This window comes from Nonomuraea sp. NPDC046570 (genome assembly GCF_040645915.1).
In the GTDB taxonomy this organism is placed as follows: Bacteria; Actinomycetota; Actinomycetes; order Streptosporangiales; family Streptosporangiaceae; genus Nonomuraea.
Genome location: NZ_JBEYZF010000045.1, coordinates 20,884 through 45,554, shown reverse-complemented (window position 1 = coordinate 45,554; position 24,671 = coordinate 20,884). Strand labels below are relative to the sequence as shown.

The 24,671-nt window shown below is 68.9% G+C and carries 21 protein-coding genes and 1 pseudogene; 12 read left to right on the top strand and 10 right to left on the bottom strand.

The window, feature by feature from the left end; translation table 11 throughout:
* The first annotated feature begins 434 nt into the window (after positions 1-434).
* The 6 genes from ABZ911_RS38510 to ABZ911_RS38485 all read left to right on the top strand — a co-directional run bounded on the left by ABZ911_RS38510 (position 435) and on the right by ABZ911_RS38485 (position 4,742).
* Positions 435-740 (top strand): hypothetical protein, encoded by a 306-nt coding sequence (locus ABZ911_RS38510; protein WP_358067998.1) that lies wholly within the window; start codon positions 435-437, stop codon positions 738-740.
* 39 nt (positions 741-779) lie between these two features.
* Positions 780-1,892, top strand: a complete 1,113-nt coding sequence (locus ABZ911_RS38505; RefSeq protein WP_358067995.1) for a WD40 repeat domain-containing protein — start codon at positions 780-782, stop codon at positions 1,890-1,892.
* Between the two features lie 128 nt (positions 1,893-2,020).
* Positions 2,021-2,527 carry an SMI1/KNR4 family protein gene (locus ABZ911_RS38500; protein ID WP_358067992.1) on the top strand — a complete coding sequence of 169 codons (507 nt, stop codon included), beginning with the start codon at positions 2,021-2,023 and terminating at the stop codon, positions 2,525-2,527.
* 227 nt (positions 2,528-2,754) lie between these two features.
* The gene (locus ABZ911_RS38495) at positions 2,755-3,453 is read left to right on the top strand and encodes a hypothetical protein (protein ID WP_358067989.1); all 699 of its coding nucleotides are present in this window, start codon (positions 2,755-2,757) and stop codon (positions 3,451-3,453) included.
* Between the two features lie 120 nt (positions 3,454-3,573).
* Positions 3,574-4,137 (top strand): RNA polymerase sigma factor, encoded by a 564-nt coding sequence (locus tag ABZ911_RS38490; protein ID WP_358067986.1) that lies wholly within the window; start codon positions 3,574-3,576, stop codon positions 4,135-4,137.
* Between the two features lie 2 nt (positions 4,138-4,139).
* Positions 4,140-4,742: a hypothetical protein gene (locus ABZ911_RS38485; RefSeq protein ID WP_358067983.1), complete on the top strand. Its 603-nt coding sequence runs from the start codon at positions 4,140-4,142 to the stop codon at positions 4,740-4,742.
* Positions 4,743-5,234: 492 nt separating this feature from the next.
* Here the strand turns inward: ABZ911_RS38485 and ABZ911_RS38480 are convergent, their stop codons facing one another.
* The gene (locus tag ABZ911_RS38480; protein ID WP_358067980.1) at positions 5,235-5,855 is read right to left on the bottom strand and encodes a helix-turn-helix domain-containing protein; all 621 of its coding nucleotides are present in this window, start codon (positions 5,853-5,855) and stop codon (positions 5,235-5,237) included.
* Between the two features lie 107 nt (positions 5,856-5,962).
* On the opposite strand from ABZ911_RS38480, the gene ABZ911_RS38475 reads away from it, so the two are divergent.
* From ABZ911_RS38475 to ABZ911_RS38465, 3 genes are all read left to right on the top strand, one after another.
* Positions 5,963-7,225, top strand: a complete 1,263-nt coding sequence (locus ABZ911_RS38475) for an aspartyl protease family protein (protein WP_358067977.1) — start codon at positions 5,963-5,965, stop codon at positions 7,223-7,225.
* Between the two features lie 137 nt (positions 7,226-7,362).
* On the top strand, positions 7,363-7,563 hold the full coding sequence (locus ABZ911_RS38470) for a hypothetical protein (protein ID WP_358067974.1): 201 nt from the start codon (positions 7,363-7,365) through the stop codon (positions 7,561-7,563).
* A gap of 55 nt (positions 7,564-7,618) precedes the next feature.
* A complete protein-coding gene (locus tag ABZ911_RS38465; RefSeq protein WP_358067971.1) occupies positions 7,619-8,464 on the top strand; it encodes a M55 family metallopeptidase in 846 nt (281 codons plus the stop codon).
* Between the two features lie 106 nt (positions 8,465-8,570).
* Here ABZ911_RS38465 and ABZ911_RS38460 read toward each other — a convergent pair whose 3' ends face one another.
* Entirely contained in the window at positions 8,571-8,975 is a 405-nt protein-coding gene (locus ABZ911_RS38460) for a nuclear transport factor 2 family protein (RefSeq protein WP_358067968.1), read from the bottom strand.
* 92 nt (positions 8,976-9,067) lie between these two features.
* On the opposite strand from ABZ911_RS38460, the gene ABZ911_RS38455 reads away from it, so the two are divergent.
* The gene (locus ABZ911_RS38455) at positions 9,068-9,601 is read left to right on the top strand and encodes a helix-turn-helix domain-containing protein (protein ID WP_358067965.1); all 534 of its coding nucleotides are present in this window, start codon (positions 9,068-9,070) and stop codon (positions 9,599-9,601) included.
* Positions 9,602-9,681: 80 nt separating this feature from the next.
* Positions 9,682-13,458 (top strand): CHAT domain-containing protein, encoded by a 3,777-nt coding sequence (locus ABZ911_RS38450; RefSeq protein ID WP_358067962.1) that lies wholly within the window; start codon positions 9,682-9,684, stop codon positions 13,456-13,458.
* Here ABZ911_RS38450 and ABZ911_RS38445 read toward each other — a convergent pair.
* From ABZ911_RS38445 to ABZ911_RS38435, 3 genes are read right to left on the bottom strand one after another with little or no spacing between them, the layout of a single operon-like run.
* Positions 13,455-14,900: a CATRA conflict system CASPASE/TPR repeat-associated protein gene (locus ABZ911_RS38445; RefSeq protein WP_358067959.1), complete on the bottom strand. Its 1,446-nt coding sequence runs from the start codon at positions 14,898-14,900 to the stop codon at positions 13,455-13,457. The genes ABZ911_RS38450 and ABZ911_RS38445 overlap by 4 nt on opposite strands.
* On the bottom strand, positions 14,893-15,240 hold the full coding sequence (locus ABZ911_RS38440; RefSeq protein WP_358067956.1) for a CATRA system-associated protein: 348 nt from the start codon (positions 15,238-15,240) through the stop codon (positions 14,893-14,895). The genes ABZ911_RS38445 and ABZ911_RS38440 overlap by 8 nt, the downstream gene beginning before the upstream one ends.
* Before the next feature lie 47 nt (positions 15,241-15,287).
* Positions 15,288-16,088 (bottom strand): hypothetical protein, encoded by an 801-nt coding sequence (locus ABZ911_RS38435; protein WP_358067953.1) that lies wholly within the window; start codon positions 16,086-16,088, stop codon positions 15,288-15,290.
* A 136-nt stretch (positions 16,089-16,224) separates the two neighbouring features.
* Here ABZ911_RS38435 and ABZ911_RS38430 point away from each other — a divergent pair, with 136 nt between their 5' ends.
* Positions 16,225-16,635 carry a RidA family protein gene (locus tag ABZ911_RS38430; RefSeq protein WP_358067950.1) on the top strand — a complete coding sequence of 137 codons (411 nt, stop codon included), beginning with the start codon at positions 16,225-16,227 and terminating at the stop codon, positions 16,633-16,635.
* Between the two features lie 105 nt (positions 16,636-16,740).
* On the opposite strand, the gene ABZ911_RS38425 is transcribed toward ABZ911_RS38430, so the two are convergent.
* The 5 genes and pseudogenes from ABZ911_RS38425 to ABZ911_RS38405 all read right to left on the bottom strand — a co-directional run bounded on the left by ABZ911_RS38425 (position 16,741) and on the right by ABZ911_RS38405 (position 24,477).
* The gene (locus ABZ911_RS38425) at positions 16,741-19,647 is read right to left on the bottom strand and encodes a YbhB/YbcL family Raf kinase inhibitor-like protein (protein WP_358067947.1); all 2,907 of its coding nucleotides are present in this window, start codon (positions 19,645-19,647) and stop codon (positions 16,741-16,743) included.
* Positions 19,648-19,829: 182 nt separating this feature from the next.
* Positions 19,830-20,222, bottom strand: coding sequence for a PDZ domain-containing protein (locus tag ABZ911_RS38420; protein WP_358067944.1), 393 nt, complete (start codon positions 20,220-20,222; stop codon positions 19,830-19,832).
* A 308-nt stretch (positions 20,223-20,530) separates the two neighbouring features.
* Positions 20,531-22,593: pseudogene (locus ABZ911_RS38415) on the bottom strand (ABC transporter ATP-binding protein).
* Positions 22,590-23,504, bottom strand: coding sequence for an ABC transporter permease (locus ABZ911_RS38410; RefSeq protein WP_358067941.1), 915 nt, complete (start codon positions 23,502-23,504; stop codon positions 22,590-22,592). Before ABZ911_RS38410 ends, ABZ911_RS38415 begins: the two are co-directional and overlap by 4 nt.
* A complete protein-coding gene (locus tag ABZ911_RS38405; protein ID WP_358067938.1) occupies positions 23,497-24,477 on the bottom strand; it encodes an ABC transporter permease in 981 nt (326 codons plus the stop codon). The genes ABZ911_RS38410 and ABZ911_RS38405 overlap by 8 nt, the downstream gene beginning before the upstream one ends.
* Positions 24,478-24,671 lie beyond the last annotated feature (194 nt).

Genomic DNA, 24,671 nt, shown 5'->3' with positions numbered 1-24,671 from the left:
GTCACCGACAGAATCAGGAGAACACAGTGACCCGAAGCGCCGCGCTTCCTCCCCGACCTGAAGGATGGGGCATCCACGCTGCAGGTGCTCGGTGACGCCCTTCGAGGCGAGCCGCTGCTCACCACCAAGCTCCAAGCAGTGGCGGGCCGTCGCCACCCGCTTCGACAAGCTCGCCAGCCGCTATCTCGCGGGCGTCACCCCTTGGCTGTCTGATGCTGTGGCTCCGCCACATGGAACTGTCAGACAGGCCCAAACCCACGGAACCTCGAACGCCCGGTCAACGGCGAGATCCTCTGATCAGCTGCCTGTTGCTCTGTTGGTGGGTTTCCTATCCGTTCCGTAAGTAAATTTTGTCATTCGGCACCCCGCAAATATCCATCGGCGGATACTTAGTGTGTGCGGCCCCTGGCAAGGCGTTAGGTAGGGAGTGGGAAGTGGGTCCTAGGACGACGCGGGCTTGGGCGGCGGCGGGCACGGTCGCCGTCGCCGCCCTCGTGAACATCACGACGGGAGTGCTCACCGATAAGTGGACGTCGGCTTGGTGGGCGTTCCTCGCCGTCCTGGTGGTCGTCGGCGGCGCTCTCCACGCCTGGCTCTCGGTCGGCGAGAGAGCGGCGGCGTCCCAGCGAGCTCAGGACGTGAAGGTCGGCGGCCGGGTTCGCCAGCGGATGGGCGGCTCCGGCGAGCAGAGCGTCATCGGCTCCGAAATCGAGGCCGACCTGATCCAAGAGCAGGGCTGAGCGTTGGCGCGCAAACCGCGGCCACGGGAACCCCAGCAGGTGGCGGACGGCAACAAGGTCGGCGGCGGGATCTACCAGAATCGCGGCGCTCCCATGTTCGTCGGCGACGGCATGCAGGTGCACCTCACGGATCAACGCTCCGGCCACGTCTCGCGTCGTGCGGTCTTGACCGGGCTGGGTTCGGTGGCGCTGGCCTCCGTCGGCGGCTGGGCCGGTTACCTGATCTTCGGCTCCGAAGAGGCCGAGAAGCCCGCGAAGGGCACGGCCGCCAAGGCGCCCTCCGATCGTGATGTGCTGACCGGCCACGCGGGGGCGGTGAACGCCGTCGCCTTCAGCCCCAACGGCAGGACGCTCGCCAGCGCCAGTGCCGACGGCACGATCCGATTCTGGGATCTATCGAGCAGGGTGACCACCGCGACCCTCACCGGCCACGGCGCGGATGTCACGTCCGTGGCGTTCAGCCCGGACTGGAAGACGCTAGCCAGTGCCAGCACAGACAGCACGATCCGGCTGTGGGACCTCGCGCGCGGCGTCACTAGGACGGTGCTCACCGACCACACCGGCCCGGTGAACTCCGTAGCCTTCTCGCCCGACAGCGGCTCCCTCGCCAGCGGCAGCACGGATCGGACCACCCGGTTGTGGCGCACGGCGAGCGGGAAATGCACGGCGGTGCTCCGGAAGAGCCCGGCGACGGTGAACTTCGTGACGTTCGGTCCTGACGGGTCCATGCTCCTGGCCGCGTATGCCGACAATACCGTGGGCTTCTGGGACACCGCGAACACCGGGGAGGGCCCCAGTGTGCTGAGGGTCAACGACATCAGTTCGGTCAACAGCCTGGCGATCTCGGCGCGGGTCGTCGCGGTCGGCGCGACGCCCGGCATCGTGCGGCTTTGGGGCGGCGACAAGAACGTCGGGCCGCCGCTGGAGACCGACAGCCCGGTGAACGCCCTGGCGTACCACCGCGACGGCAGGAGGCTGGCCGTCGGCACGAGCAGCGGAACCGTGCTGCTGTGGGACACGAAAACGTACAAGATCCTGGGCTCCCCCTTCACCGGGCACACCGGCGCCGTCACCTCCGTGGCATTCAGCCCCGACAGTAAGGTGCTCGCGAGCGCGAGCGAGGACCACTCTGTGCGTCTCTGGACGGTCTGACGCCCCTCCCCCATGAGCTGAGAGACGGGACGCGGGCCGCCTTACACCTAGTGCCGGTCCACTGGGGACTGTCGTGGGCAGATGACATGATCACCGTCATGACAGATACGGATGATCTTCTTCGGCGAGTGTCCGCGAAGGCGGACGCGGAACTGTTACCCGCCCCCGTGACGGCGCAGGAGCTGGCGCAGGCGGAGAAGCTGCTGGGATTCGCGCTGCCTCCGATGCTCGCCAGGCTCTACCGCGAGGTCGCCAACGGCTGCTTCGGTCCCGAATACCAGCTCTTCCCTCTCGTGGGCGATGGACGTACAGCCGTGGACGTCTACCACGAGGAACGCGCGGAGTCCGAGCCCGGGGACGCCCCGCAGTGGCCGGAAGGCGTCCTGCCGATCCTGGACTGGGGATGCGGCATGTACGCCGCCGTCGACTGCCGCAGCCCCGAGGGCACCGTGCTGGTCTTCGAGCCGAACGGGATCGAAGACGACTGGCCCCTCGCGTGGTACGTCGACTCGGCGAGCCTGGCCGACTGGCTGGAGACATGGCTCACCGGGACGGGCTGGTACGAGGAGGACGCCGAGCCGGCGGACCTGCGGCACTGGGAGCCGGCCCGGCAACGCCTGTCAGAGACGAGGTGACCGTCCCGCGCCTCGCCTCCGCCGAGACCGTGCGCCAGACGGCGGCCCGAGCCGCTCCCTGGGTTCTTCTGCGGAACGGCAACGATCGGTCGCGGCCGGGGGGTGGATGTCTGGCCGACGCTATGGGCTGAACCGGATTTCACCGGGATGAGCGGTGAGAGACTCGCCCGCCCGGTGCTCGGGCTCAGGATCATCCGGGAACGGGAGTCGAGAGAGCGGGAACCTGGATGAGCGAGTGGGTCGGTTCTGTCGTGGTGGCCTGCGCCGTACTGGCGGCTGGATGTGGTGAAGGCGCCGGGGTGGTCATGCGAGCGGATCAGGTCGGTACAGCGGAGGCCGCCGGTGTGTCCGAGGCGTGGACGCGGGAGAAGGTCGTGGGGCTGTTCCTGGATGCGGCGGGGGCGGGGTTGCGCGGCGGTGAGGTTCACGTGGAGCCGCAGGGCGCGACGGCGGCGATCGAGGTGTGCGTGCCGCTCAACCCGTTCGACACTCCCCGGGTGGCGGTCGATCGGCGCTTCTCCACCTTGACGAGGGAGGTCGGTCTGCCCGGTAAGGGGCGGATCGTGCAGCGCGGATGGGTGCTGCCGAGCGCGGGACGAGCCGGGAAGGTGATGAAGAAGGTCGGCGAGAGGCTGTCGGCGTGCCGGTACGACGGCACGGCCGCCACATCCCTGGAGCCGGGAAAGCGGGTGAAAGGGAGCTCCTTCGTCGCCGCCTATCCGCGCGATGACGACGGCTGGCGCGGCTACCGCGTCGAGCAGACGACGTCCGTTGATCGCGAGCGCGTCTCGGTCGGTACGGAGGTGCTGGTCCGGCGCGGGCCGGTCGTGCTGCGGCTGGACTACGTGAACTACGAGCCGAACACGGCGGAGCGGACCCTGCGCGCGTACAACATGGGCATCCTGCGCAAAGTCCTCGCCCATTGATCGGTGGCGCGGTCACTCGCGCGTGGTCGCCGCCGGCGGTCGTCCCCGAGGCTCGGTGAAGTATTTCGGCTTGGCGCGGTAAGTACAGGTGACCGCATACGCCAAGAAAGGCCGACATGCATGACAATCCTCCGCGAAGCAGTCGAGGCCGATGACGCGACCCTCATCGAGAGGTCGCTGAACGAGCCGGAGATCTTCGCCGTCCTGTTCGACCGGCATGCGCCGCTCCTGCACCGCTACGTGACCAGACGCCTGGGCCCGAGCGAGGCGGAAGACGTCGTGGCCGACACCTTTCTGGCCGCCTTCCAACGCCGGGACGATTATGACCGGGGCCGTCCCGACGCCCGCCCCTGGCTGTACGGCATCGCCTCCAACGTGATCGGCAAACGGCGGCGTACCGAGACGAGCCTCTACCGCGCCTACCTCCGCAGCGGCGTGCACCCGGCGGAGATAGCCGGTCCGCAGGTCGAGGACGGGATCAACACCCTGGCCGTCAACCGGCCGCTCGCGCGGGCCCTGCTCAGGCTCAACCGGGCCGATCGAGATGTGCTGCTGCTCGTCGCCTGGGCCGAACTGAGCTACCAGGAGGTCGCCGACGCGCTCGCCATCCCGCTGGGCACCGTCGGTTCACGACTCAATCGGGCCCGTACCCAGATCCGTCAAGCACTGGAAAAAGGAGAATGACGATGGACACGCTGAAGGCCATGTGGGAGACCGTTCCACCGGCCACCCCAGAGGATCTCGCCGGAGCGAGGTGGCGACTCCTGAACGGGATGCACACCCGGCGACGCTTCGTCACCGCACCCCGGTTGCTGATCGCGGCCGGTGTCGCGGTGGCCGCCGCCCTCACACCGCTGATCATCGGAACCGGGACCCCCGCGTACGCGGTGACCAAGAGCCCCGACGGCACGATCACGGTGACCGTCAACGAACTGCGCGACCCCGCCGGGCTGCAGGCCGAGCTGGGCGCGGCCGGGATCAAGGCCGACGTGTCGTTCATGGCCCCGGGTATGCGGTGCGAGACCGGTCGATTCGCCAGCGTGGACCCGGCCTACGGCGGTTCGGGCGCCACCGGGCCGGACGAGGGGCGATGGCGTTCGCTCAAGGCCACCCGGCCGATCTCCATGCGCGAGATCCGGATCGCCCCCGAGCACATCAACCCGGACGAGACGCTCGTGCTGGAGTACCGCGACAACGAGGACACACACCAGCCCTGGCGGCTCGGCGCCTGGCTGGCCCAGGCGGGCACCCCCGTGAAGCCGTGCACACCTGTCGCGGACCCCAGCTGAGGGGCCACCTGCCGAATACAGCGGGCGCCTGATGACCCTGATCTTGCTCCCGGCAGCGGTAAAGATCTGGATCTTGTAGGCTGCGGCACCGGTGCTCTATAAAGAGTAGTACTACTGCTCGTAGAGCCGATAGAGGCCCCGGTGCGCGCATGAACGGCGCCACGCCGCCGCGTCTTGCCACTCGGGGGTCGGTGGCCTGCTGCGCACCCTCAGCAGCCGGATCTGAAACCGAACAGTGTCTATCATCCACAACGCGGCCGGATGGAAGCAGCGAGTACGTCAGGATCGAAGATCACAGCACCCAAGGCGCACAAGCAGGAGGCGCGACAGCGGCGCCCCATCGGCTGGGCCCGTATCTCGCGCCTGTTCGCGGCACTGTCCGTGGCGTTCTACCTGCTTCCTCACGGTATCGACAGCGGCCGCCATGGTCAGGCGCCTCAGAACAGGTTGACGGCGCGGTTTCCCTGAGGCGAGCGTGGATCACCCCCGTGCTCACCCCTCGGGCGAGCTGTCTGCCTTCGGGCTGGTGAGGAGGTCGAGGGCGGTCGGGAAGAGCTCCGGGGGACAATGCTCGGGGGCGAGCAGGGTGAGCAGGCGCATGCCGATGTCCAGAGATTTCAGGATGGCGTCGGCCTGTTCCGGGGGAAGGTCGGCCAGCGCGCTGCCGGGTGGCGCCAGGGGGTGGCGCCGCATCTCCGTCGGGGGGAACAGCAGGGTCAGGAGCTCTTCGCGTATGCCCGGGTGGCGGGTGGCGTAGACCATGAATTCGACGGCCACTCGGGCGTACAGGTCCTGATCGCCGCCGCGGGCCGTCGCCGCCCAGTGCTCGCCGTACATCTTCACCAGGTCGTCGGCGGGGCGGTCGGCGCACATCAGGAGGTCCGCCTGGGCCTGCTCCTCCTCGCCCAGGCGGTGCCACATGACCGCCAGCACCAGCTCCTCCTTGCCGGCGAAGTTCGAGTAGACGGCCCCCTTGGTGAGGCCGGCCTCGGCGGCGACCTCGTCCAGTGAGGCGCCCTGAATGCCGCGCTCCGCGAACACCTTCTCCGCGGCCTCCAGCAGCCGGAGGCGATTGCGTGTCCGCTGCTCCTGCCTGGTGAGCCGTTCAACCACCGCTGCCGTGTCTCCTTCACGCCGTTGACATCCCCACCAGTATATGGATACTAATCGGTATTCGGATTCCATCCGGTATCTGAAAAAGAGGGAATGAGAATGCGTTGATGAACTCCGACAACGTCTACACACGGCGGAGCACTGTGAAAGGGGCGGCTGTCGTGGCCGGGCTGGCGCTCGGTAGCTCGCTGTCCGGCGCCTCCGCCGCGGCGTTACCGGGCAAGCCCTCCATCGACAAGGCCGACCAGCTGTTCGAGGCGGGTGGCTTCCGCGCCGCCGACGCCATGTACTGGGTCCTCGCCGGTGACCCGGACAACGTGCACGCACTGGCCCAGCACGCCTACGTCACGGTGCTGGCCAACCGGCTGCCGGCCGCGAAGAGCCTGCTGAAGCGGGTGCTCCGGCTCGATCCCCGGCACTCTCGCTCGCTGAGCAACCTGGCCGACGTGCTGTGGCGCCAGGACGCGTTCGACGAACTGGCCTCGATCCTCCCCTTGGTGGACAAGGGCGGTCCCTCGGCGACCGTGGGCCAGCTGAAGAGCTTCGCCCGGCGCCGGCCGTACCAGATCTCCGGTCCGCGATCCGTGAGGATCCCGTTCCTGGCCGTCGATCCGCTGCCCATGATCGAGGTGTCGTTGAACGGGGCGCCCCCTGAGGTGTTCTTCCTCGACACAGGCGGGAAGTTCGCTCTCAACCAGAAGTACGCGGAAGAACTCGACATCCCGATGTACGGCTACACCGCGGACCGGACCATGTACGGCGAGCACAAGGCCTACCAGGGACGCGTCGACCTCCTCACGCTCGGCGATGTCCGCATCAGGCACCTGCCCGTCCACACCATCCCGGAGGAGATCCGGCTCACCGCCCCTGACGGAAGGGTCACCAAGGGCGCGATCGGGACAAGCGTCCTGTCGCACTTCCTTTCCACGATCGACTATCCGGGCAAGGCGCTGGTCCTTCGCCGCAAACAGCACTTCTCCTCCGCGGACCTCCCCCGGGCGATGAGCACGCCCATGTGGTTCCTGGGCAGCCACTTCCTGCTGTCCCACGGCACCGTGAACGACCTGGACCCCATGGTCTTCTTCGTCGACACCGGAGGCGGCGACATCGGCTTCACCGCACCACGATCCACCTTCAAGGCGGCCAAGATGCCGATTCCTCCGGGAGACGGCCTCCATCCGGTGACCATGGACAAGGTGACGCTCGGCCCCGCCGTCCGCCGCGACCTTCCGGGCCTGATCGGAGCGTTCCCGCAGTGGTTCGAAGACGGTTTCGGATTCCACATCGGCGGCCTTCCCACCCATCAGTTCTTCAAGCCGTACGGCCTGACACTGGACTTCGACCGCATGCGCATCTTGATGAGCACCTGAGGCCGGACTGAAAGACCTGCACCTTGCCACCTATGACGCCCCCGACCTGTTCGTCGACGACATCCGGGCTTTCTTCGCCACCTGGACCCGATGGCCGGTCGTGATCATCTCGCGCGGCTCAAGCCCCTTCGCGGACCGTGTCCCTGGGGGCCTTGGCCGCCGGCGGCATGATGCTGGCCGCCGGCACCGTCGCGGGGGTTCCCTCGGAGAGCAGCTTCGTCAAGACCTACCTGCTCTCCGCGGTGCTCGGCCTGCTCGCCGTCGCCGCCGCCCTGGTGATCCCCGCCGCTGTCCGGGACGCCCAAATGGGGCACGCAGCTTCGGCCCCGACGACATAGCCCGCCGTCCCCCAAGGTGACACCCTGTGACGGCGGCCAAGGAAAGGAATATCCAGTGCGGGTCTACATCTCCATTGACATGGAAGGCGTGACGGGCATCGCCACCATGGACCAGGTCGTCCGCGGCGGTCATGGGTACGCGCGATCGCAACGGTTGATGACCGCCGAGGCCAACGCCGCCATCGAGGGCGCGTTCGAGGCCGGAGCCGACAGCGTCCTGATCAACGACAGCCACGGCACCATGGACAACCTGCTGCACGAGGAGCTCGATCCGCGCGCCCGGCTGATCTTCGGCACGCCCAAGCTGGACTGCATGGCCGAGGGCATCTCGGCCGAGCACGACGTGGCCATGTTCCTCGGCTACCACGCCGCCGCCGGCTCGCCCGGCGTGCTCGCCCACACCTACTCCTCACACTTCTACGAGGTACGGCTCAACGGCCGGCCGGTGTCGGAGGCCGAGGTCAACGCGTTGCAGGCCGCCGCGGTCGGCGTCCCGGTGGGGTTGCTCACCGGCGACGACGTCATCTGCGGCGTCGCGGAGAAGGTCTTCCCCGGCGTGCGTACGGTCGCCGTCAAGGTCGCGCACGGGCACACCGCCGCGGACAGCCTCTCGCCGTCCGAGGCCAGGCGGCTGATCCGGGAGGCCGCGGCGGAGACCGTACGGGGGGCCGGGGAACTGGCGCCGCTCCAGTTGCCCGAGGTGCTCGAGCTTGAGATCGACATGCCGAGCACGCCCGCGGCCGAGCTGGGGGCGCAGATCCCGGGCGTGCGCAGGATCGCCGACAAGACGCTCGCCGCCACCTTCCGCACGCCCGCGGAGCTGCTGGGCTGCGTGACGGTCTGCTACCACCTCGCCGCCGACGCCATGATCAGCCGCATGGCCCTGTACGGCCGCGTCTAGCCTCCACCCCGCACGGCGCCTACCACGGGGCGATCGTCAGCGGATGATCCCGAGGGCGCGCCGGGAATCGTGACACTCCGGATAGGTCGAATTCACCGCTGTCGGCCTATCCGGCGTTCATGGGCGTCCGCCGCGCCAGGACCTTGCGGTGGCTGATCCGCCAGCCCAGGTCGCCGCGCGTGATCACGTCCTCGTAGGTCACGCTTCCACAGGTGCCGTCGGCCATGATTCCGATGCCCTTGGAGATCGCGCACGCGTGGTCGTCGGCCGTCTCGGTGAGGACGATGTTGGTCACGTGATGCCCGACCGGATTACCCTCGCCCAGCGCGAGCGCCGCCGCGCGGATCGGGGCGAGCCCCTGGACCTCCCCGAAGCCGAAGTCGCTGATGTCATAGACGACGTCGGTGGTGAACAGCTCCTCCAGCCGTTCGAGTTCGCCGCCGTCGATGAGGTGACCGTGCATCGAGATCAGTTCGGTGACGGCGATGCGGTCGTCTGCGGTGAATGCCATGAGAATCCTCCAGAGGATGAAACGGGGACCTCCCCGGTTGCGTCCGCTACAGTAAGTGGGGATGTCCCCATTTACAACCCTGGAGCGGGTTCATGGCGCGTAGAGCGGATGCGGCGAGGAACGCCGAGTCGCTGATCTCGGCGGCGAGGGAGCTCTTCGACGAGCGGGGCACCGACGTGCCGCTGGACGACGTCGCGCGGCGGGCGGGGGTGGGCAATGCCACCCTCTACCGCAATTTCCCCACCCGCGGCGACCTGCTAGTCGCCGTCTACGCCGAAGAGGTGGCCGAGCTGTGCGAGCGGGGACAGGCGCTGCTGCACGAGCCCTCGGCGGCCGACGCGCTCTTCGACTGGCTGGATAGCTTCGTCGTCCATGTCGCGACCAAGCGCGCCCTCGCCATGGCCGCCACCGAAGGCGGACGGGCGGACCTGTTCGGTCGCTGGCACGCGTCGATGAACGCGGCCGCGTCGGGGCTGCTGCTTCGCGCCCGGCAGGAGGGCGCCGTCCGCGCCGATCTCGACGCGGCCGACCTGCTGGCCCTCGCCGGCGCGGCGGCCATGGCCGCCGCCGACCCCGGCCACGCGCAGCGCCTCCTGCGAGTCCTGAGGCACGGCCTCCAGCTCTAGTCGTGCGGTTCCCCGAGTTGTCGGCATATAGGTAGGGCCATACTCAGGTATTCCGGTCGCGGTGGGCGCAGACTCGACTCATGGGCGCAGGATTCTTCGCGGGCAGGCGGGTACAGGCGGCGCAGAGTCGGTTCGACGGCCTCATCGAGGAGTTCGACCGGAGCGGTGACGTACGGCTGCTGGCGCGTGCGGTGGAGGAGGCCCGGGAGATCGTCCGCCTGACTCCCGGCGAGGCGGTCGAGTATCCCGAACGCCTGACGCTCCTGGGGAGCGTGCTCAGCATGAGCTTCGACTACACCCAGCGGCGGGAACTGCTGGCGGAGGCCCTCATCGTGCTGCGTGAAGCGGCAGAGCGCGCCCGGCCGGGACACCCGGCGGCCGGAACGGCGAGAATGAGCCTGGCCGGCCTGCTGGCCGGCGAGTTCCGCGGTGGCGGGGCGTCGAAAAGCCTCGACGAGGCCATCACCCTGTACGAAGCGGCGCTCGCCGAGCAGTTGGACGCCGACGAACTCCCCATGGCGCTCGCCAATCAGTCCCAGGCTCTCCTGCTGCGCTTCCTGCGCGATGGAGATCTGGACGACCAGCGGGCGGGCGCCGCGAAGATTCGGCAGGCGGTGAGCCTGACCCCGCCCGACCACATGGTCTACGTCCTGCGCAACGCCCATCTCGTTTCAGCCCTCGTATTGCTCATCGACGAACCCGGCGCCCGCCAGGAGATCGAGCGGGCCCTCTCGGTGGTGCGCCGATATCTGCACGTACTGCCTACCCCGATGCGGAACGAGGTGCTGCTGTCCGTGGGCACGCTGCTCACGGAGGACATCGCGACACTCGGCACGGAGGGAGTGCCCATCGCGGAGCAGCTCGCCGCCGGCCGCGAGTTCGCCAATGCCCTGCGCGAAGGGAACGTGTACGGCCCGGAGCTGCGCGCCATGTTCCTCAACCTGGCCGGCGCCGCGCAGTACCTCGCCACCATCGAGACCGGCGACATCGGGAAACTGGACCAGGCGATCCTCGCCTTCCACGCCACGCTCGCCGAAATGCCACCCACCAGCCCTGCCAGACCGGCGCTGCTGGCCACGCTGGGCAGCGCGCTGGGGCAACGGATCGAATGGACCGGTGAGAGCGACCGCATCCCGGAGATGCTCGCCGTCCTGCGGGCCGCGGTCGACGCCTCGCCGGTCGAGTCGGATGACCACGGCCCCCTGCTGGCCAATCTCGGGAACGGCCTCAAGCTGAAGTACTCCTTCTTCGGGGGAGACGATCTCCTCGACGAGATCCTGGAAGTACTCGGCACGGCGGTCGCCCACACCAGGGAGGATCACCCCGGGCGACCCATGGTCCTCACCAATCTCGGCGTGGGCTTCTGCGAGCGGTACGAGAGGTGGGGGCGACTCTCCGACCTGGACAGTTCGGTGGACAGCCACCGCGCCGCCTGCGCCGCCGCCGACGAAGGCAGCGTCTACCGGCCGATCTGCCTCCTCAACCTCGGCTCGGTACTGGCGCAGAGGTTCATGGTGACCCGCGACCTGGCCGATCTGGACGAGGCGATCCGGCGGATGCGCGAGTCCGTGCGATCGACGCCGCCGGGGAATCCCGACCGGGGCGGCCGGCTGGCGAGCCTGGCCGCGGCGCTCAGGATGCGCTACCAGCACACCGACCAGGTGGCCTCGCTGGAGGAGTCAATATCCCTGCTCCGCGAAGCGCTGCGCGTCGTTCCGCCGGGCGCCACCCAGCGGACGCTGATCCTCGACAACCTCGGCGTGACACTCCTGCTGCAGGACACCGGCGAAGCGTTACAAGAAGCGGTGGAGGTCCTGCGCGGAACCCGCGACGTTGATCACGGGACCAGCAGTGAACGGCTGCGAACCGGCACGAACCTCGCCACCGCGATGTACGCCCGGATTCTCCACCAGCAGAACGACCGGCGGGAACTGCAGATCCAAAAGCTGACCCTGATCGGCATGACCGGACTCCTGGATCTGGACTCGCTGACCGAGCTGGCCCGGAGTTCGGTGGAAACCCTCGACCAGGAGAGTCTCGCGGAGCTCGACCAGGTGGTCGAGCTGCTGGTGCGGACCTTGCGCGCGACTCCGGAGGAGGTGGCGGAGCGCTCGGGCACGGTCGGGTTCCTGGGGCTGGTGCTCCGGACTCGCTCCCGGCTGGCCGAGAGTGACCAGCAGTTCGACCAGGCGGTCGAACTGCTGCGGATGGCGGTGGAAGGCTCGGCCGCCGACAGCCCTTCGCAGGCCGCGGCGCGCGAGATGCTGGCGGAGGCGCTGGCCGACCACTGGAAGCGGAGCGGCGAGGCGGCGAGCCGTGACGAGGCCGCCGAGCAGTTCCGTCAGGCCGTCGCGGTGGAGGCCGTCGCACCGGCGTGGCGAGTGGGCGCCGCCATCAGGTGGGCCGAGTTCGTCGCGGGGGCCTTCGGCCCCGCCGAGGCCGTGGAGGCGTACGCGATCGCGGTGGGGCTGCTCGACGTCACCGCCTGGCGCGGTCTGGGACGAGATGACCAAGAACGCGTCCTGGCCGAGTACCAGGGGCTGGCGAGCGACGCGGCGGCCTGCGCGATCGCCGCGGGCACCCCCGAACTCGCCGTGGAACTGCTGGAGCAGGGCAGGGGAGTGCTGCTCGCCCAGGTCATCGACGCCCGGCCCGACTGGGATCTGCTCGAACACGCGGCGCCAGAGCTCGCCGCCAGGCTCTCCGAGATCCAGGACGCCCTCGACCTGCCCGAGCCGGCCAAGGACGACACCGACTTCCTCGACCGGCGGCACGTCCTGGCTCGCCGGCGGGCCGAGACCCTGGCCGAGATCCGGGCGCTGGACGGTTTCTCGGACTTCTTGCTGCCGCCCGCGTTCGCCCGCCTCCGCACGGCCGCCCAGGACGGAACGGTGGTCATCATCAACATCAGCGCGTATCGGTGCGATGTGCTGGCCGTCACTCGGCACGGGGTTCAGGTCATCGCGTTGCCGGGCCTGTCGGCGGAGGCGGTGGCCGAGATCGCCGGGGAATTCGTCGCCGCCCATGAGGCTTTCACGCACGACGACGACCCCGACCCCGAGGTACTGGACGCCGTTCCCCGGACACTCCAGTGGCTGGACGAGCAACTGGGCACGGCCGTCCGGGCGCTGCCGGCCTCCTCCGAACCATGGCCCCGCCTCTGGTGGTGCCCCACCGGCGCCCTCGCGATGCTGCCGCTGCACGCGGTGACACTCGACGTGGCGGTGTCCTCCTACACCCCCACCTTGCGGGCGCTGCTGCAGGCGCGAACCGTCGCCGCCCCTCAGGGGCCTCCGCTGCTGGTCGCGATGCCCTACACCCCGGGCGAGGCCGATCTACCGGGAGCCGAGCTGGAACTGTACGCCGTCCGGGCCATGCTGCCGGGGGCCAGGACGATGGTCGGTCCGGAGGCCACCCGTGCGGAGGTTCTCGGCGCGCTGCCGTACAGTCCCTGGGTGCATTTCGCCTGTCATGCCGAGCAGAACCCGCAGGTGCCGTCCGAGGGGAGGCTGCTCCTGCACGACGGGCCGCTCACCGTCCGGCAGATCGCGGCCGCCCGCCTGAACCGGGCGGAGCTCGCCTTTCTCAGTGGCTGCGAGACCGCGCGGGGTGGCGACGCGCTCGCCGACGAGTGCATCTCGCTGGCCGCCACACTCCAGCTCGCCGGCTACCCGCACGTGATCGGGACGCTCTGGCCGATCTCCGACGCCGAGGCGCCACGGATCGTGGAGGAGTTCTACCGGGCCATGGCCGCGGGCGAGGGCCCCGCGCTGGCCCTGCACCTGGCGGTGCGCAGCCTCCGGGAGCGCGCCTCCTCACCGCTGCTGTGGGCACCGTTCACCCATATCGGGCCTTAGAGCTTCATCCGGGCGATGAGCGCCCCCGCCGCGAACGCGGGAACGGCGAGTCCCACGGTGAGCAGCGGTGACGCGGCTCCGCCGGCCGTCAGGTGGACGGTCACCGTACCCGCCAGCCAGCTCAGTGCGGCGCAGGCCAGTCCCGCGAAGACGCGTACCGCGCCGGCCGTGACCCTGCTCCGCTGCTCGGTCCGCCACAGCGTCAAGGTCGCCAGCAGAAGCGCCAGCGCCCCCAGCGAGGCGATCACCGCGGGTTTGACGGGCTCCGGCAGCGGAACCCGATATCCCAGCGCCTGTACGGCTGTCAGCACCATGATCATCGATCCGACCATCGCCGCCTGCAGCAGATTGACCCGGCCCTCTCGTTGCTGGAGCAGTTCCCGGCGTTCCTGGACCGCCTCCTGTGCCGTCTGCACCACCTCTGCCAGGGTGGTGCTCACCCGCTTCTGGGCGGATTCGGCGTAGAGCAGATCGTCCGCCAGTCGTCCGGCCAGCCAGTCGGCTAGTTCGAGATCGTCGGCGATCGGTCCCGGGGCGCCCGCGAAGCTGCCTGTCACGGCCCGCATGTTGGAGCCCGCGATCTGTACCGACCGCTCCATCTCCCCGAGGCGGCTCGCCACCTGAACCAGGGCGGCTGGGCCGGAGAGCAGGCGGGACAGCTCCTGCCGTACCTCGGCGAGTTCGTTGGTCTCTCCGGACAGGCGGTGCCGTCGTTCCAGAGTCTGGTCGGCAAGGTCCAAGAGCCTGCCGAAGTCCTCTTCGAACTTGTCTCGAATTCTGAGCTGATGTCGTACTTTTGCCGCGTGTAGCAGGTGGATCCCGAAAGGGGGGAACCGGGCGTCTCCGCGTGTCCACAGCCAGGCGTCGGAGTCCTCTTGGCGCCCGGTGACCGCGATCGCGGAGATCCGCCGGATCGTGCGGCCGTCGGTTCCCGGTTCCTCCCAGATGATCGTGTGCCCGTCGATATCGAGCCCGGACCGCCCTTCGGGGATGTCCACCGGTGGCTCCGCGACGCCGCTCCTGATCCGAGCCTCACCCAGCACCCAGCCCGAGCCATCCCCGACCACCGCACTCCACAGCGCGTCGAGCTCATCCCAGTCCCCGCCACCGGACGGTGGCTCATCCTCGGCCACCCCATCGGGCGGTGGCTCATCCCCGGCCTCACCGGCGGATGGCGCGAGCACCACCGACAGCGCCAGTACGTCATGCCTGAGGCGGAGGACCGCCTGGAAGATTCCGTGCTCAGTCTTCGCTCGCTGCCGTGCGCCCAGCACCTCGCCGGAGAGCTCGCCGTCCGGTAGTTCGAGCCCGCCCAGTCCGGGGATCGGATCCACCATGCCCAGGTGGTCGCCGCACCGCTGCCAGACCTCGCGTAACCGTTCCAGCCCCTCCGCTCGCCGTACGGCCACGAAGAGGTGGACGACCAGTGCCCGCTCATTCATCGGAGTCGGCATCGGCTCGGTCGGGCTCACCAAGGACGAGGACGAGACGGTTCAACCGCTCCCTGATCTCCGGCGGCGCCGCCACTGTGGGCGTGTCCCCCAACTTCGTCCTAATCCTCTTCGGCCCCATCAGGCGCACTCTCTCCGACGTGCTCGCCGCGCCCTCCTCCCGCCCGTCCCGCAGCGCTTCGTCCATCTCGTCCAGCACCCTGGCGATCGACTCCCACCGCCCCACGGTCAGCTTCCACCCGGAAACCTCTCCGAGGAGCTCCACCAGCACGGAACGATTCATCGGCCTGCTCCCTGCCACGACAACCAGAAAGGGGAGCTCCTTGTTCAAAGAGACTCCCCTGATCGCGACTCTATCCCAGCCGCCAGGACGCCGATCTACTGCCTGACCGCGCTCAGCGGGTCAAGCCGCTCGTTGAAGATGTCATCGTCGACGTCCTTCTCATCGATGACCTGGTAGGCGGGGGGCGCGGAGACGGAGACCTCGCTCGCCCACGCGGTGAAGCGGGTGTCGGAGGAGGCGGTGAGCCTGAGATTGTCATTGGTGGTGAAGGTCGTCGTGGTGGTCATTCGCTTGACCAGCCCCTTGGCGTCGAACCAGAGAACGTAGCCGACCTTGCCGCCGCGCTCGTTGGTGGTGGGCTTGATCGAGCCTTTCAGCACCCCACCGCGGAAAGAGGTGGCGCCGGCGATGATGCTCTTGAGCTTGCCGGGCTCGAAGATGTCGATGAGGGTGCCTTCAGAGGTCGGAACCTTCCAGGCGGGTGAGCGTACCCAGATCTTGCCGATGGGCAGGTTGTCCGCGACCCGCGCGTCGGCGACGTAGCTCGTTCTCTTCACGGTGATGGTCCTGACAGGCAGTTGCAGGGACTCGAAAAACGCGTACTCCTCCGCGTCGAAGCCCTTGAAGGAGTCCATGTCGTACTGCGACTCGCTGGTCATATCCGACGCCACCGGGCCACGCCCACCGAACTGGACCACCCCTGCGACCTTGACGGTGCCGGAGAAGTCACTCGCGACCGATACCCGCGTCACAGTCGCGATCTTGACCCCCTTGCCGGTGACGTACTGCGCCTTGAGCGCCTTGACCGGGTCGACCTTCGCCGCCGCCTGCGCGGGGGTGGTGGCGATCAGCGCTACGCCCGTGGTCAGGACGAGGCCGATGGCGATTAGCTTCATGCGATTTCCTTCACCGTGTGGGGAGGGGCGATTGTGTCAGCCCAAGATCACGATGTTGTCGCGTGCCGTTGGAACCACCTTGGGTGGGCAGGCCGTTATGACGATGGTTGTCTTTCACCTGATATCTGGGGGCATGATGAGCAATGGTGTTCGGCTGATCCGCAGCCATGACCTGGCGCAGACCGTTGAGTACGCCTACGCGGCGGTGGCCGAGGTGCCGGTGCGTGCCGTCTGGGTCGCGGGGGCCTGCCCCCTCGACGCCGAAGGCGGGACGGTCGCCGTGGGAGATTTCGCGGGGCAGACCCACCAAGTGATGCGCAACCTCGTCGTGGCGCTCGACAGCGCCGGGGCGTCGTTGACCGACATCGTCAAGACCACCGTGTACGTCGCCTCCTCCAACCAGGCCGACCTGGTCGAGGCGTGGACGGTCTACAAGAGCTACATGGGCGATCACGACGCGCCCAGCACACTGCTGGGGGTGGCCGTGCTCGGTTACGCCGACCAGCTCGTCGAGGTCGAGGCCACCGCTGTGATCACCAAGTCGTGACGCCGCTCGCCCGAGCGGGCAGGGCGGCCGACTACCTGGCCACCCCTGCTCCCCTGACGGCGAAGCCGGTTGAGGGGGCCGGTCGCCCGGCCCCCTCAGGTGCGGTCAGCCGGTGGAGGCGTTGGAGTTGCCCGCCAGCTTGGTGGAGGCCAGGTCATGGGCCAGGATCGCGGTCTCGACCTGGGCGACCGTCGAACTCGAACTCAGTCCGGGCAGCGTCGCCGTGTCCACCGCGTAGAGCGTGAACTCGTACTTGTGCGTCGAGCCGCCGGGGCACGGTCCGAAGTACTGCAGCGACTTGTTGCCCGAGTTCATCGCCTTCTGCTTGGCAGGCGACTGGCCGGGCACGTTGAAGCCGAGCCCGAGTCCTTCGGGTAGCGACAGCTTGCCGGCTGGAATGTCCCAGATGGTCCAGTGCTTGCCGCTGTTGGCCGTGTCGATGAAGGTGACGGCGTAGCTCTGCGTGCCGGTGGGCCCGTTCGACCAGGCCAGTGGCGGTGAGATGTCGTTGCCCGATACTCCGTCCTGTGCGCAGGTGTACTTCGCCGGGATGGTGCCGTTGTTGGCGAAAGCCGTACTCGTGAGTCCGAAGGGTGGTCCGGCGAACTTCAGGCGGATGATGTCGTTGTCGATGGTGGACGGCGTGCCGCCGTTCTTGTCGTTGTTGGTGGTGGTCAGCCAGAGGCCGCCGTCAGGCGTCTTGACGACCGTGCGCAGGCGGCTCCACCGGCCGTTGAAGAAGGCGCGAGGCGTGTCGGTGGTGTTGCCGTTGATCTTCATGACCCACAGGCGGGCGCCGCGGACGGCCGCCATGTAGATCCAGTCGTTGACGATCTCGATGCCGCTCGGCGAGGCGGCGGCGACGTCCCACTGCTGGACGGGGTTGACGTAGCGGGTGTCGCTGCAGCGGCCCTCGCAAGTCGGCCAGCCGTAGTTCTTGCCCGCCTGGATGATGTTCAGCTCGTCCCAGGTGCCGTCGCCGAACTCCGACGCCCACAGCCGGCCCTGGGAGTCCCAGGCCAGGCCCTGCGGGTTGCGGTGGCCGAGGCTGTAGACGCGCGGCGCGTTGGGGAACGGGTTGCCGGGAGCGCCCGCTCCGGTCGGCGTCACCCGGAGGATCTTGCCGTTGAGCGAGTTGAGGTCCTGGGCCCTGCTGGAGACCTGGCCGTCGCCGGTGGTGATGTAGAGCATGCCGTCGGGGCCGAACTTGATCCGGCCGCCGTTGTGGAACCTGTTCTTCACGATGCCGGTGACCAGCGCCTCTCGCGGGCCGATGGCGTTGTTCTCGTACTTGAAGCGCACGACCCGGTTGTCGCCGGCCGCGGTGTGCATGGCGTAGACGTAGTGGTCGGTGGCGAAGTTCGGCGACACCGCGAGACCCAGCAGGCCGCCCTCGCCGGTGGTGGTGACCGCCTCGGTGATCTTGCCGACCGTGGTCTTCTGGCCGGTCGCGGTGACGCGGACGATCTCGAAGCGGTCGCGCTCGGCGACCAGCGCGCTGCCGTCGGGCAGGAAGGCCACGCCCCAGGGCAGGTCGAGCTTGGCGACGTCACGGTCGTAGACGGGGTCGCCGCCGGTGGCCGTCGTGGTGGTCCTGACCTTCAGCTCGGCGCTCTTGGCCGAGGTGTTGCCGTTGGCGTCGAAGGACTCGACCTGGAAGGAGTAGTCAGTGTTGGGCGCCAGCCCGTCCGCGGTCGCGGTCAGGTCGGGGACCGTGGCGAACTTGGCTCCATTGCGGTAGACGTTGTAGCCGGTGACCTCGATGTTGTCGGTCGAGGCGTTCCACGCCAGCGTGATGCTGGTGGCGCTGACGTTGGTCGAACGCAGGTTGGCCGGCACGCTCGGCGCTTCCTGGTCGTCGCTCGGCGGGGTGGTGATCGGCACGTTGTTGCTGCCCTGGGAGGCGTTGCCCGCGGCGTCGTAGGCCAGCACGCTCAGCACGTAACCGGTGTTCGGCGTCAGGCCGGTGATCGTGGCCGTGGTCTGGTTGCCGCCGACCGTCTTGAGCACGTTGCCGCCGTTGTAGATCACGTAGCTGGAGACGCCCACGTTGTCGGTGGAGGCGTCCCAGGCCAGGTCCACGGCGGTGGGCCGGACCTCGCCGACCACGCGCAGATTGCCGGGCGGGGTCGGGGGCTCCGGGTCCGGCGGCACGGTGGTGCTGATCCGGTCCAGGTTCGGCCCTCCGTTCGCGGTGCTCGCGGTGGCGCGGATCTTGTTGGCGCCCGCGATCAGCGGGGCCGTGACCGGCTTCTCCACCCAGGTGCTCCAGGCGCCGGTGCCGGGGAAGTTCACGTTGGTGGCCGCTGCTCCGTTGACCGTGATGTCCATCGGACGGTCGACGGTGGTGCCGTTGGCGAAGCGGAACCGCACCTCGTAGTTGCCCGCGGTGGCCGCGTTGACGGTGAACTCCACGTAGGAGCCGACCGCGTTGTCGTAGTTGACGAAGCCGGTGCCGGTGTATCCGGCGTGGTTGGACTCCACGGCGCCCTGCGAGATCGTCGCGTTCTCGGCCTGCAGGTCACTGCTGGGCGCGGCCACCTCGACGTCGACGAAGTCGAGGTTGGGGTTGCCGTTGGCCGTGGTGGAGGTGAGCCGGATCTTGTTGGCGCCCGCGGTGACCGGGGCCGTGAGTGTGGAGGTGACCCAGGTGGTCCACGCGCCGGTGCCTTCGAAGAGCCGGCCGGCCGAGACCACGGTGCCGTTGACCGAGATATCGGACGGCCGGTTCACGGTGGTGCCGTTGGCGTAACGGATGCCGATGGTGGCCTGTCCGGCGTTGGCGGCGTTGACGGTGAACTCCACGTAGGAGCCGGCCGCGTTGTCGCCGTTGACGAAGCCGGTGCCGGAGTAGCCCGCGTGGTTTGAGTCCACCGAGCCCTGGGAGATGGTCGCGTTCTCGGCCTCGTACCTGCTCGGGGCCGCTTGGGCGGGCACCGCCGCCACCATGCTCGCCAGTAACGCGGCGACGAGCGCGCCGGCTAGGGAGCGCGCTCGGGTGAGAGGTCGCATGGATCCTCCTTGCTGGGGGGTTAGTTAGTAATATTTCCTAACTTGCGGTTGATGGGATCACTCCGCACGCGAGCTGTCAAGCGACCTGACTTGACGGGCGAGACATCCGACCACCGATGCGTGGCGGGATGCCTGACGCAGTGAAGCCCGGCCCGCACGAGCGGACCGGGCTCCACAGTGGCTCAGTGCTTGACGCCTGTCGTTCTTCCAGTCCCAGCCGGAGCCGGTGTAAACGACGCCGGAGACGTTGTCGATCGTCTCGGCGCCGCTGACCTGGGCACGCTCAGATCGGTCAGCGCCTGGTTGCGCCAGATCTTCAACGCCATCGGCCGGCCCGCGGGGACGAGGTTGTAGACCGTCCAGAAGCTGTTCCTGTCGGTGACCCTGACGCCGTCGATCTCCCTGATGACGTCGCCGGTACGCAGCCCCTTCTGCCCCGCATAGGAGTCGTCGGACACCGTCTTCAGGAAGAGGCCGTCGTAGTCGGTGAGCCCCACCGACGACTTCACCTCATCGCTGTGGATCTCGGTGACCGTGGCGCCCATGACGGGCTCGGCGAGGCTGCTGAGCGTCATGCCCTAAGCCCTGTCGCGGAAGGTAACGCCTGCCGGACGGCGCGCTGGCCCGCTCGATCGTCCTGAACGGCGCCGCGGCGCTGCCCGCGGCCGCGGCGTCGCCGTCGACGGCGACGTGGAAGGTGGTGTCGGCGGCGAGCGCCATGGTGGGGGAGAGGGCGGCCAGTCCGCCTGCGGCCACGGTGGCCGCAAGCAGGAACCGCCAGGGCTTGCCGGAATTCACGTGCCCTCCAACAATCTGCGGGCGCCGGGCGTGATGGTGCGCGCCAGGCCCTTTCTCTGTGAATGACGAGTCGGAGGCGCACGGTTCAGACGACGGCGACGACCTCCGCGTAATGGCAGGCGGCCGGGTGGCCGTGGCCGCGGTCGACCAGGTCGGGCGCCTGCTCGACGCACACCGTCCGCTCGGCCTCGGTGAGCTGCGCGAACTTCGGGCAGCGAGTGCGGAACCGGCAGCCGCTCGGCGGACTGACCGGGTTCGGCACGTCCCCGCCGATGACGATCCGCTCGCGAGCCCTGACCCGTTCCAGCCGCGGGTCGGGCAGCGGGATGGCCGAGATCAGCGCCTGGGTGTACGGGTGGGCGGGCCGGTCGAACAGCTCGTCCCGGTCGCCGACCTCGACGATCCGGCCGAGGTACATCACCGCGACCCGGTGCGCGATGTGCCGGACCACGGACAGGTCGTGGGCGACGAACAGGTAGGCGAGCCCCAGCTCCTCCTGGAGGTCCTCCAGCAGGTTCACCACGCCCGCCTGGATCGACACGTCGAGCGCCGACACCGGTTCGTCGAGCACCAGCAGGTCGGGCCGCATCGCCAGCGCCCGGGCGATGCCGACGCGCTGCCGCTGGCCGCCGGAGAACTCGTGCGGGTACCGGTTGCCGTGTTCGGGATTGAGGCCGACGGTGCCGAGCAGCTCCCGCACCCGGTCCGGCCCGTCCTGGCCGTACGTGCCGTGGATGCGCAGCGGTTCGGCGATCGCGTTGCTGACGGTCATCCGCGGGTCGAGGGAGGCGTACGGGTCCTGGAACACGATCTGCATGCGCTGCCGCAGCCGGCGCAACTCCGCGGACCCGGTGGCGGCGAGGTCCTGGCCGTCGAACAGCACCCGCCCGGAGGTCGGCGGCTGCAGGTGGAGGACCGCCCGTCCGGTGGTCGACTTGCCGCAGCCCGACTCGCCGACCAGGCCGAGGGTCTCGCCCCGGTGCAGCTCGAACGACACCCCGCAGACGGCGTGCACGTCGCCGGTCGTCCGCCGGAACAGCCCCTTGCCGCGTACCGGATAGTGCTTGACCATGTCCTGCACGGACAGCAGCGGCTGCCGGCTCATCGTGCACCTCCAGCGTTGTCGACCGAGGTCTGGGCGAAGACGTCCTCGGGCCGCCGGCCTTCCAGGTCGGCGGAGAAGTGGCAGGCGGCCAGGTGATCCGCGGTGGAAGCGGCGAGCAGCTCGGGCTCGGCCGTCTCGCAGTTCTCCTGCCGCATCGGGCAGCGCGGCGCGAACGGGCATCCCGGCGGCAGTTCGAGCAGCGACGGCGGCGAGCCGGTGATCGGGATCAGCCGGTCACCCCGGCGCGCGTTGTCGAGCCGCGGAAGGCTACCGATCAGACCGAGCGTGTACGGCATCCGCGGTTCGTAGTAGATGTCGTCGACGCTCCCGAGTTCCACCGGCCGGCCGGCGTACATGACGAGCACCCGGTCGGCCGTCCCGGCGACGACGCCGAGATCGTGGGTGATCAGCACCATGGCGGCGTCGGTCGCGGCCCGCGCGGTCTCCAGCGCCCGCAGCACCTGCGCCTGGACGGTGACGTCGAGCGCGGTGGTCGGCTCGTCGGCGATGATGACGTCGGGGTCGTTGGCCATCGCGGTGGCGATGACGACCCGCTGGCGCATGCCGCCGGAGAACTCGTGCGGGTAGTCGCGGGCACGCTCCCTGGGCCGCGGGATCTGCATCATCGCCAGCAGCTCGACGGCGCGTTCGCGGGCTGCCGCGGCGCTGACGTCGTTGTGCGCCCTGACCGCCTCGGCGATCTGGTCACCCACCGGGTAGACCGGGTTGAGCGAGGTCATCGGGTCCTGGAAGACCATCGCGATCCGGCCGCCGCGGATGCTCCGCATCTCCTTGTCCGGCGCCCCGATCAGCTCCCGGCCACGGAACCGGACCGACCCGCCGACCTTCGCCGAGCCCGGCAGCAGGCCCATCACCGCCATCGAAGTGACCGACTTGCCCGAGCCGGACTCGCCGACGATGCCGAGCACCTCGCCCTGCCGCAGGTCATAGCTGACGCCGCGGACCGCCCGGACCAGGCCGTCCTCGGTCGGGAACGACACGGTGAGGTCCTCGACCTCTAGCACGGTCTCGCGTCCGGTCATGCGCGTACCTTCCGCTGGGTCGGGTCGAAGGCGTCGCGCAGCCCGTCGCCGATGAAGTTGATGGTCAGGGCGATCACCACGATGAACACGCCGGGGAAGTAGAACAGCCAGGGCCGGGTGCTGACCGCGGTGCCGGCCTCGCTGACCAGCAGGCCGAGCGAGGTGTCCGGCGGCTGGACACCCAGGCCGAGGAACGACAGGGCCGTCTCGACCAGGATGGCGGCGGCCACCAGGATCGTGACGTTGACGATGATCGGCCCGAGCGCGTTGGGGATCACGTGCCGGAAGATGATCCAGCGGTCGGTGGCGCCGAGCGCGCGGCTCGCCTCGATGTACTCCTTCTCCCGCAGCGACAGCACGACGCCACGCACCACGCGGGCCACGTACGCCCACTGGAGGGCGGCGATGACGAGCGCGACGAACCACCACGAGCCCGAGGTCGCGCGGGTCAGCACGGCGGCGACCGCCAGCAACGGCAGGGTGAGGACCAGGTCGACGAACCGCATCATCACGCTGTCGGTGATGCCGCGGTAGTAGCCGGAGAACGCGCCCCACAAGGTGCCCACCAGCCCGGCCAGGAACGCGATGAGCAGGGCGATCTCGATCGACCGCTGGGTGCCGCGGAGCACCTGGGCGAACGTGTCGTGGCCGAGGTTGTCGGTGCCGAAGGGATGCTCGAACGAGGGCGGGACCGACGGCGCCGAGGTGATGTCGGCGTAGTCGTAGCGCCAGAGCGCGCCGCCGACGAAGGCCAGCAGGATGACGCCCACGAACAGCACCAGGCTGATCACCGCCGCCTTGTGCCGGAGGAAACGGCGCAGCACCAGCTCGGCCTGGCTGCGCTGCCGCACCACCACGGCGGCCGGCCGGTTCGAGGTACGGCGGATCGCCACCTCGGTGTCGTCACTCATAGCGGATCCTCGGGTCGAGAAGGGCGTACAGCAGGTCGGCGATCAGGTTGAACACGATGACCGCCACCGCGACCACCAGCAGCCAGGCGAGCACCGCGTAGGCGTCGCGCTGGTTGACCGAGGTGACGAGGAAGTCGCCGAGTCCCCGCCACTGGAAGACCGTCTCGATGATCACGGCGCCGGAGACCAGCGACGCGAAGTCGAGCGCGGTGATCGTGGTCATGGGGATGAGCGCCGTGCGCAGCGCGTGCCGTACGACGACCCGTCGCCGGGAGAGGCCCTTGGCGCGGGCGAACAGGACGTAGTCGCTGTTCAGCACGTCGAGCATCGAGGCGCGCTGGAACCGGCTCCAGGCGCCGAACGAGATCAGCGCCAGCGAGATCGTCGGCAGCACCATGTGGCCCGCCGTATCGGCCAGCTGGGCCCAGGCGCCGCCGTCGACGACGACCGATCTCTCCCCGATCGTGTACACCACCCGGTCTCCGACCAGGTTGTTGAGCGAGATCCCGCCCTGCTTGAGCAGTACGGCGAACCAGAACGACGGCATCGACAGGAACAGGAACGCGGCGAACGTGAACCCGTAGTCGGTGCTCGAGTACTGCTTCACCGCGCTGAGCACGCCCACCACCACGGCCAGCACGAGGGCCAGCAGGACGGCCACGGCGATCAGCCGGACGGTGACGCCGAACCTGGTGACGATCTCGTGGCCGATGTCCAGGTTGGTCCGCACCGAAGGGCCGAAGTCCCCGCGGACCACACCGCTGATCCAGGTTATGTAGCGCTGCAACATCGGTTCGTCCAGGTGTAGCCGCTGCTCCTCGACCGCGATCACCTGCGGCGACGGGGGCGGGTTCCGGCCCTTGAGGTTGGCGAGCGGATCGCCGGACAGCGTCACGAGCAGGAAGACGACGAAGGTCGACGCCACGATCACCGGTATGGAGACCAGGAGGCGGCGGAACGAATAGGCGAGCACGATCAGGTCACCGGCTCTCTCTGGCCGCGTCGACGACCCCCGGCGCGCCGCACCCGAGTGGGAGCGGCGTTTGCCTGGTGCGTATGATCTTCATGGTCGACCTCCGCGTCGCCGTGCCGGACTGGTAACCCAGTGCATCCGCTCGACCCCGGCGGGCACTTCGTCGAATCGGAGTAACATCGCCGCCGAGTTCG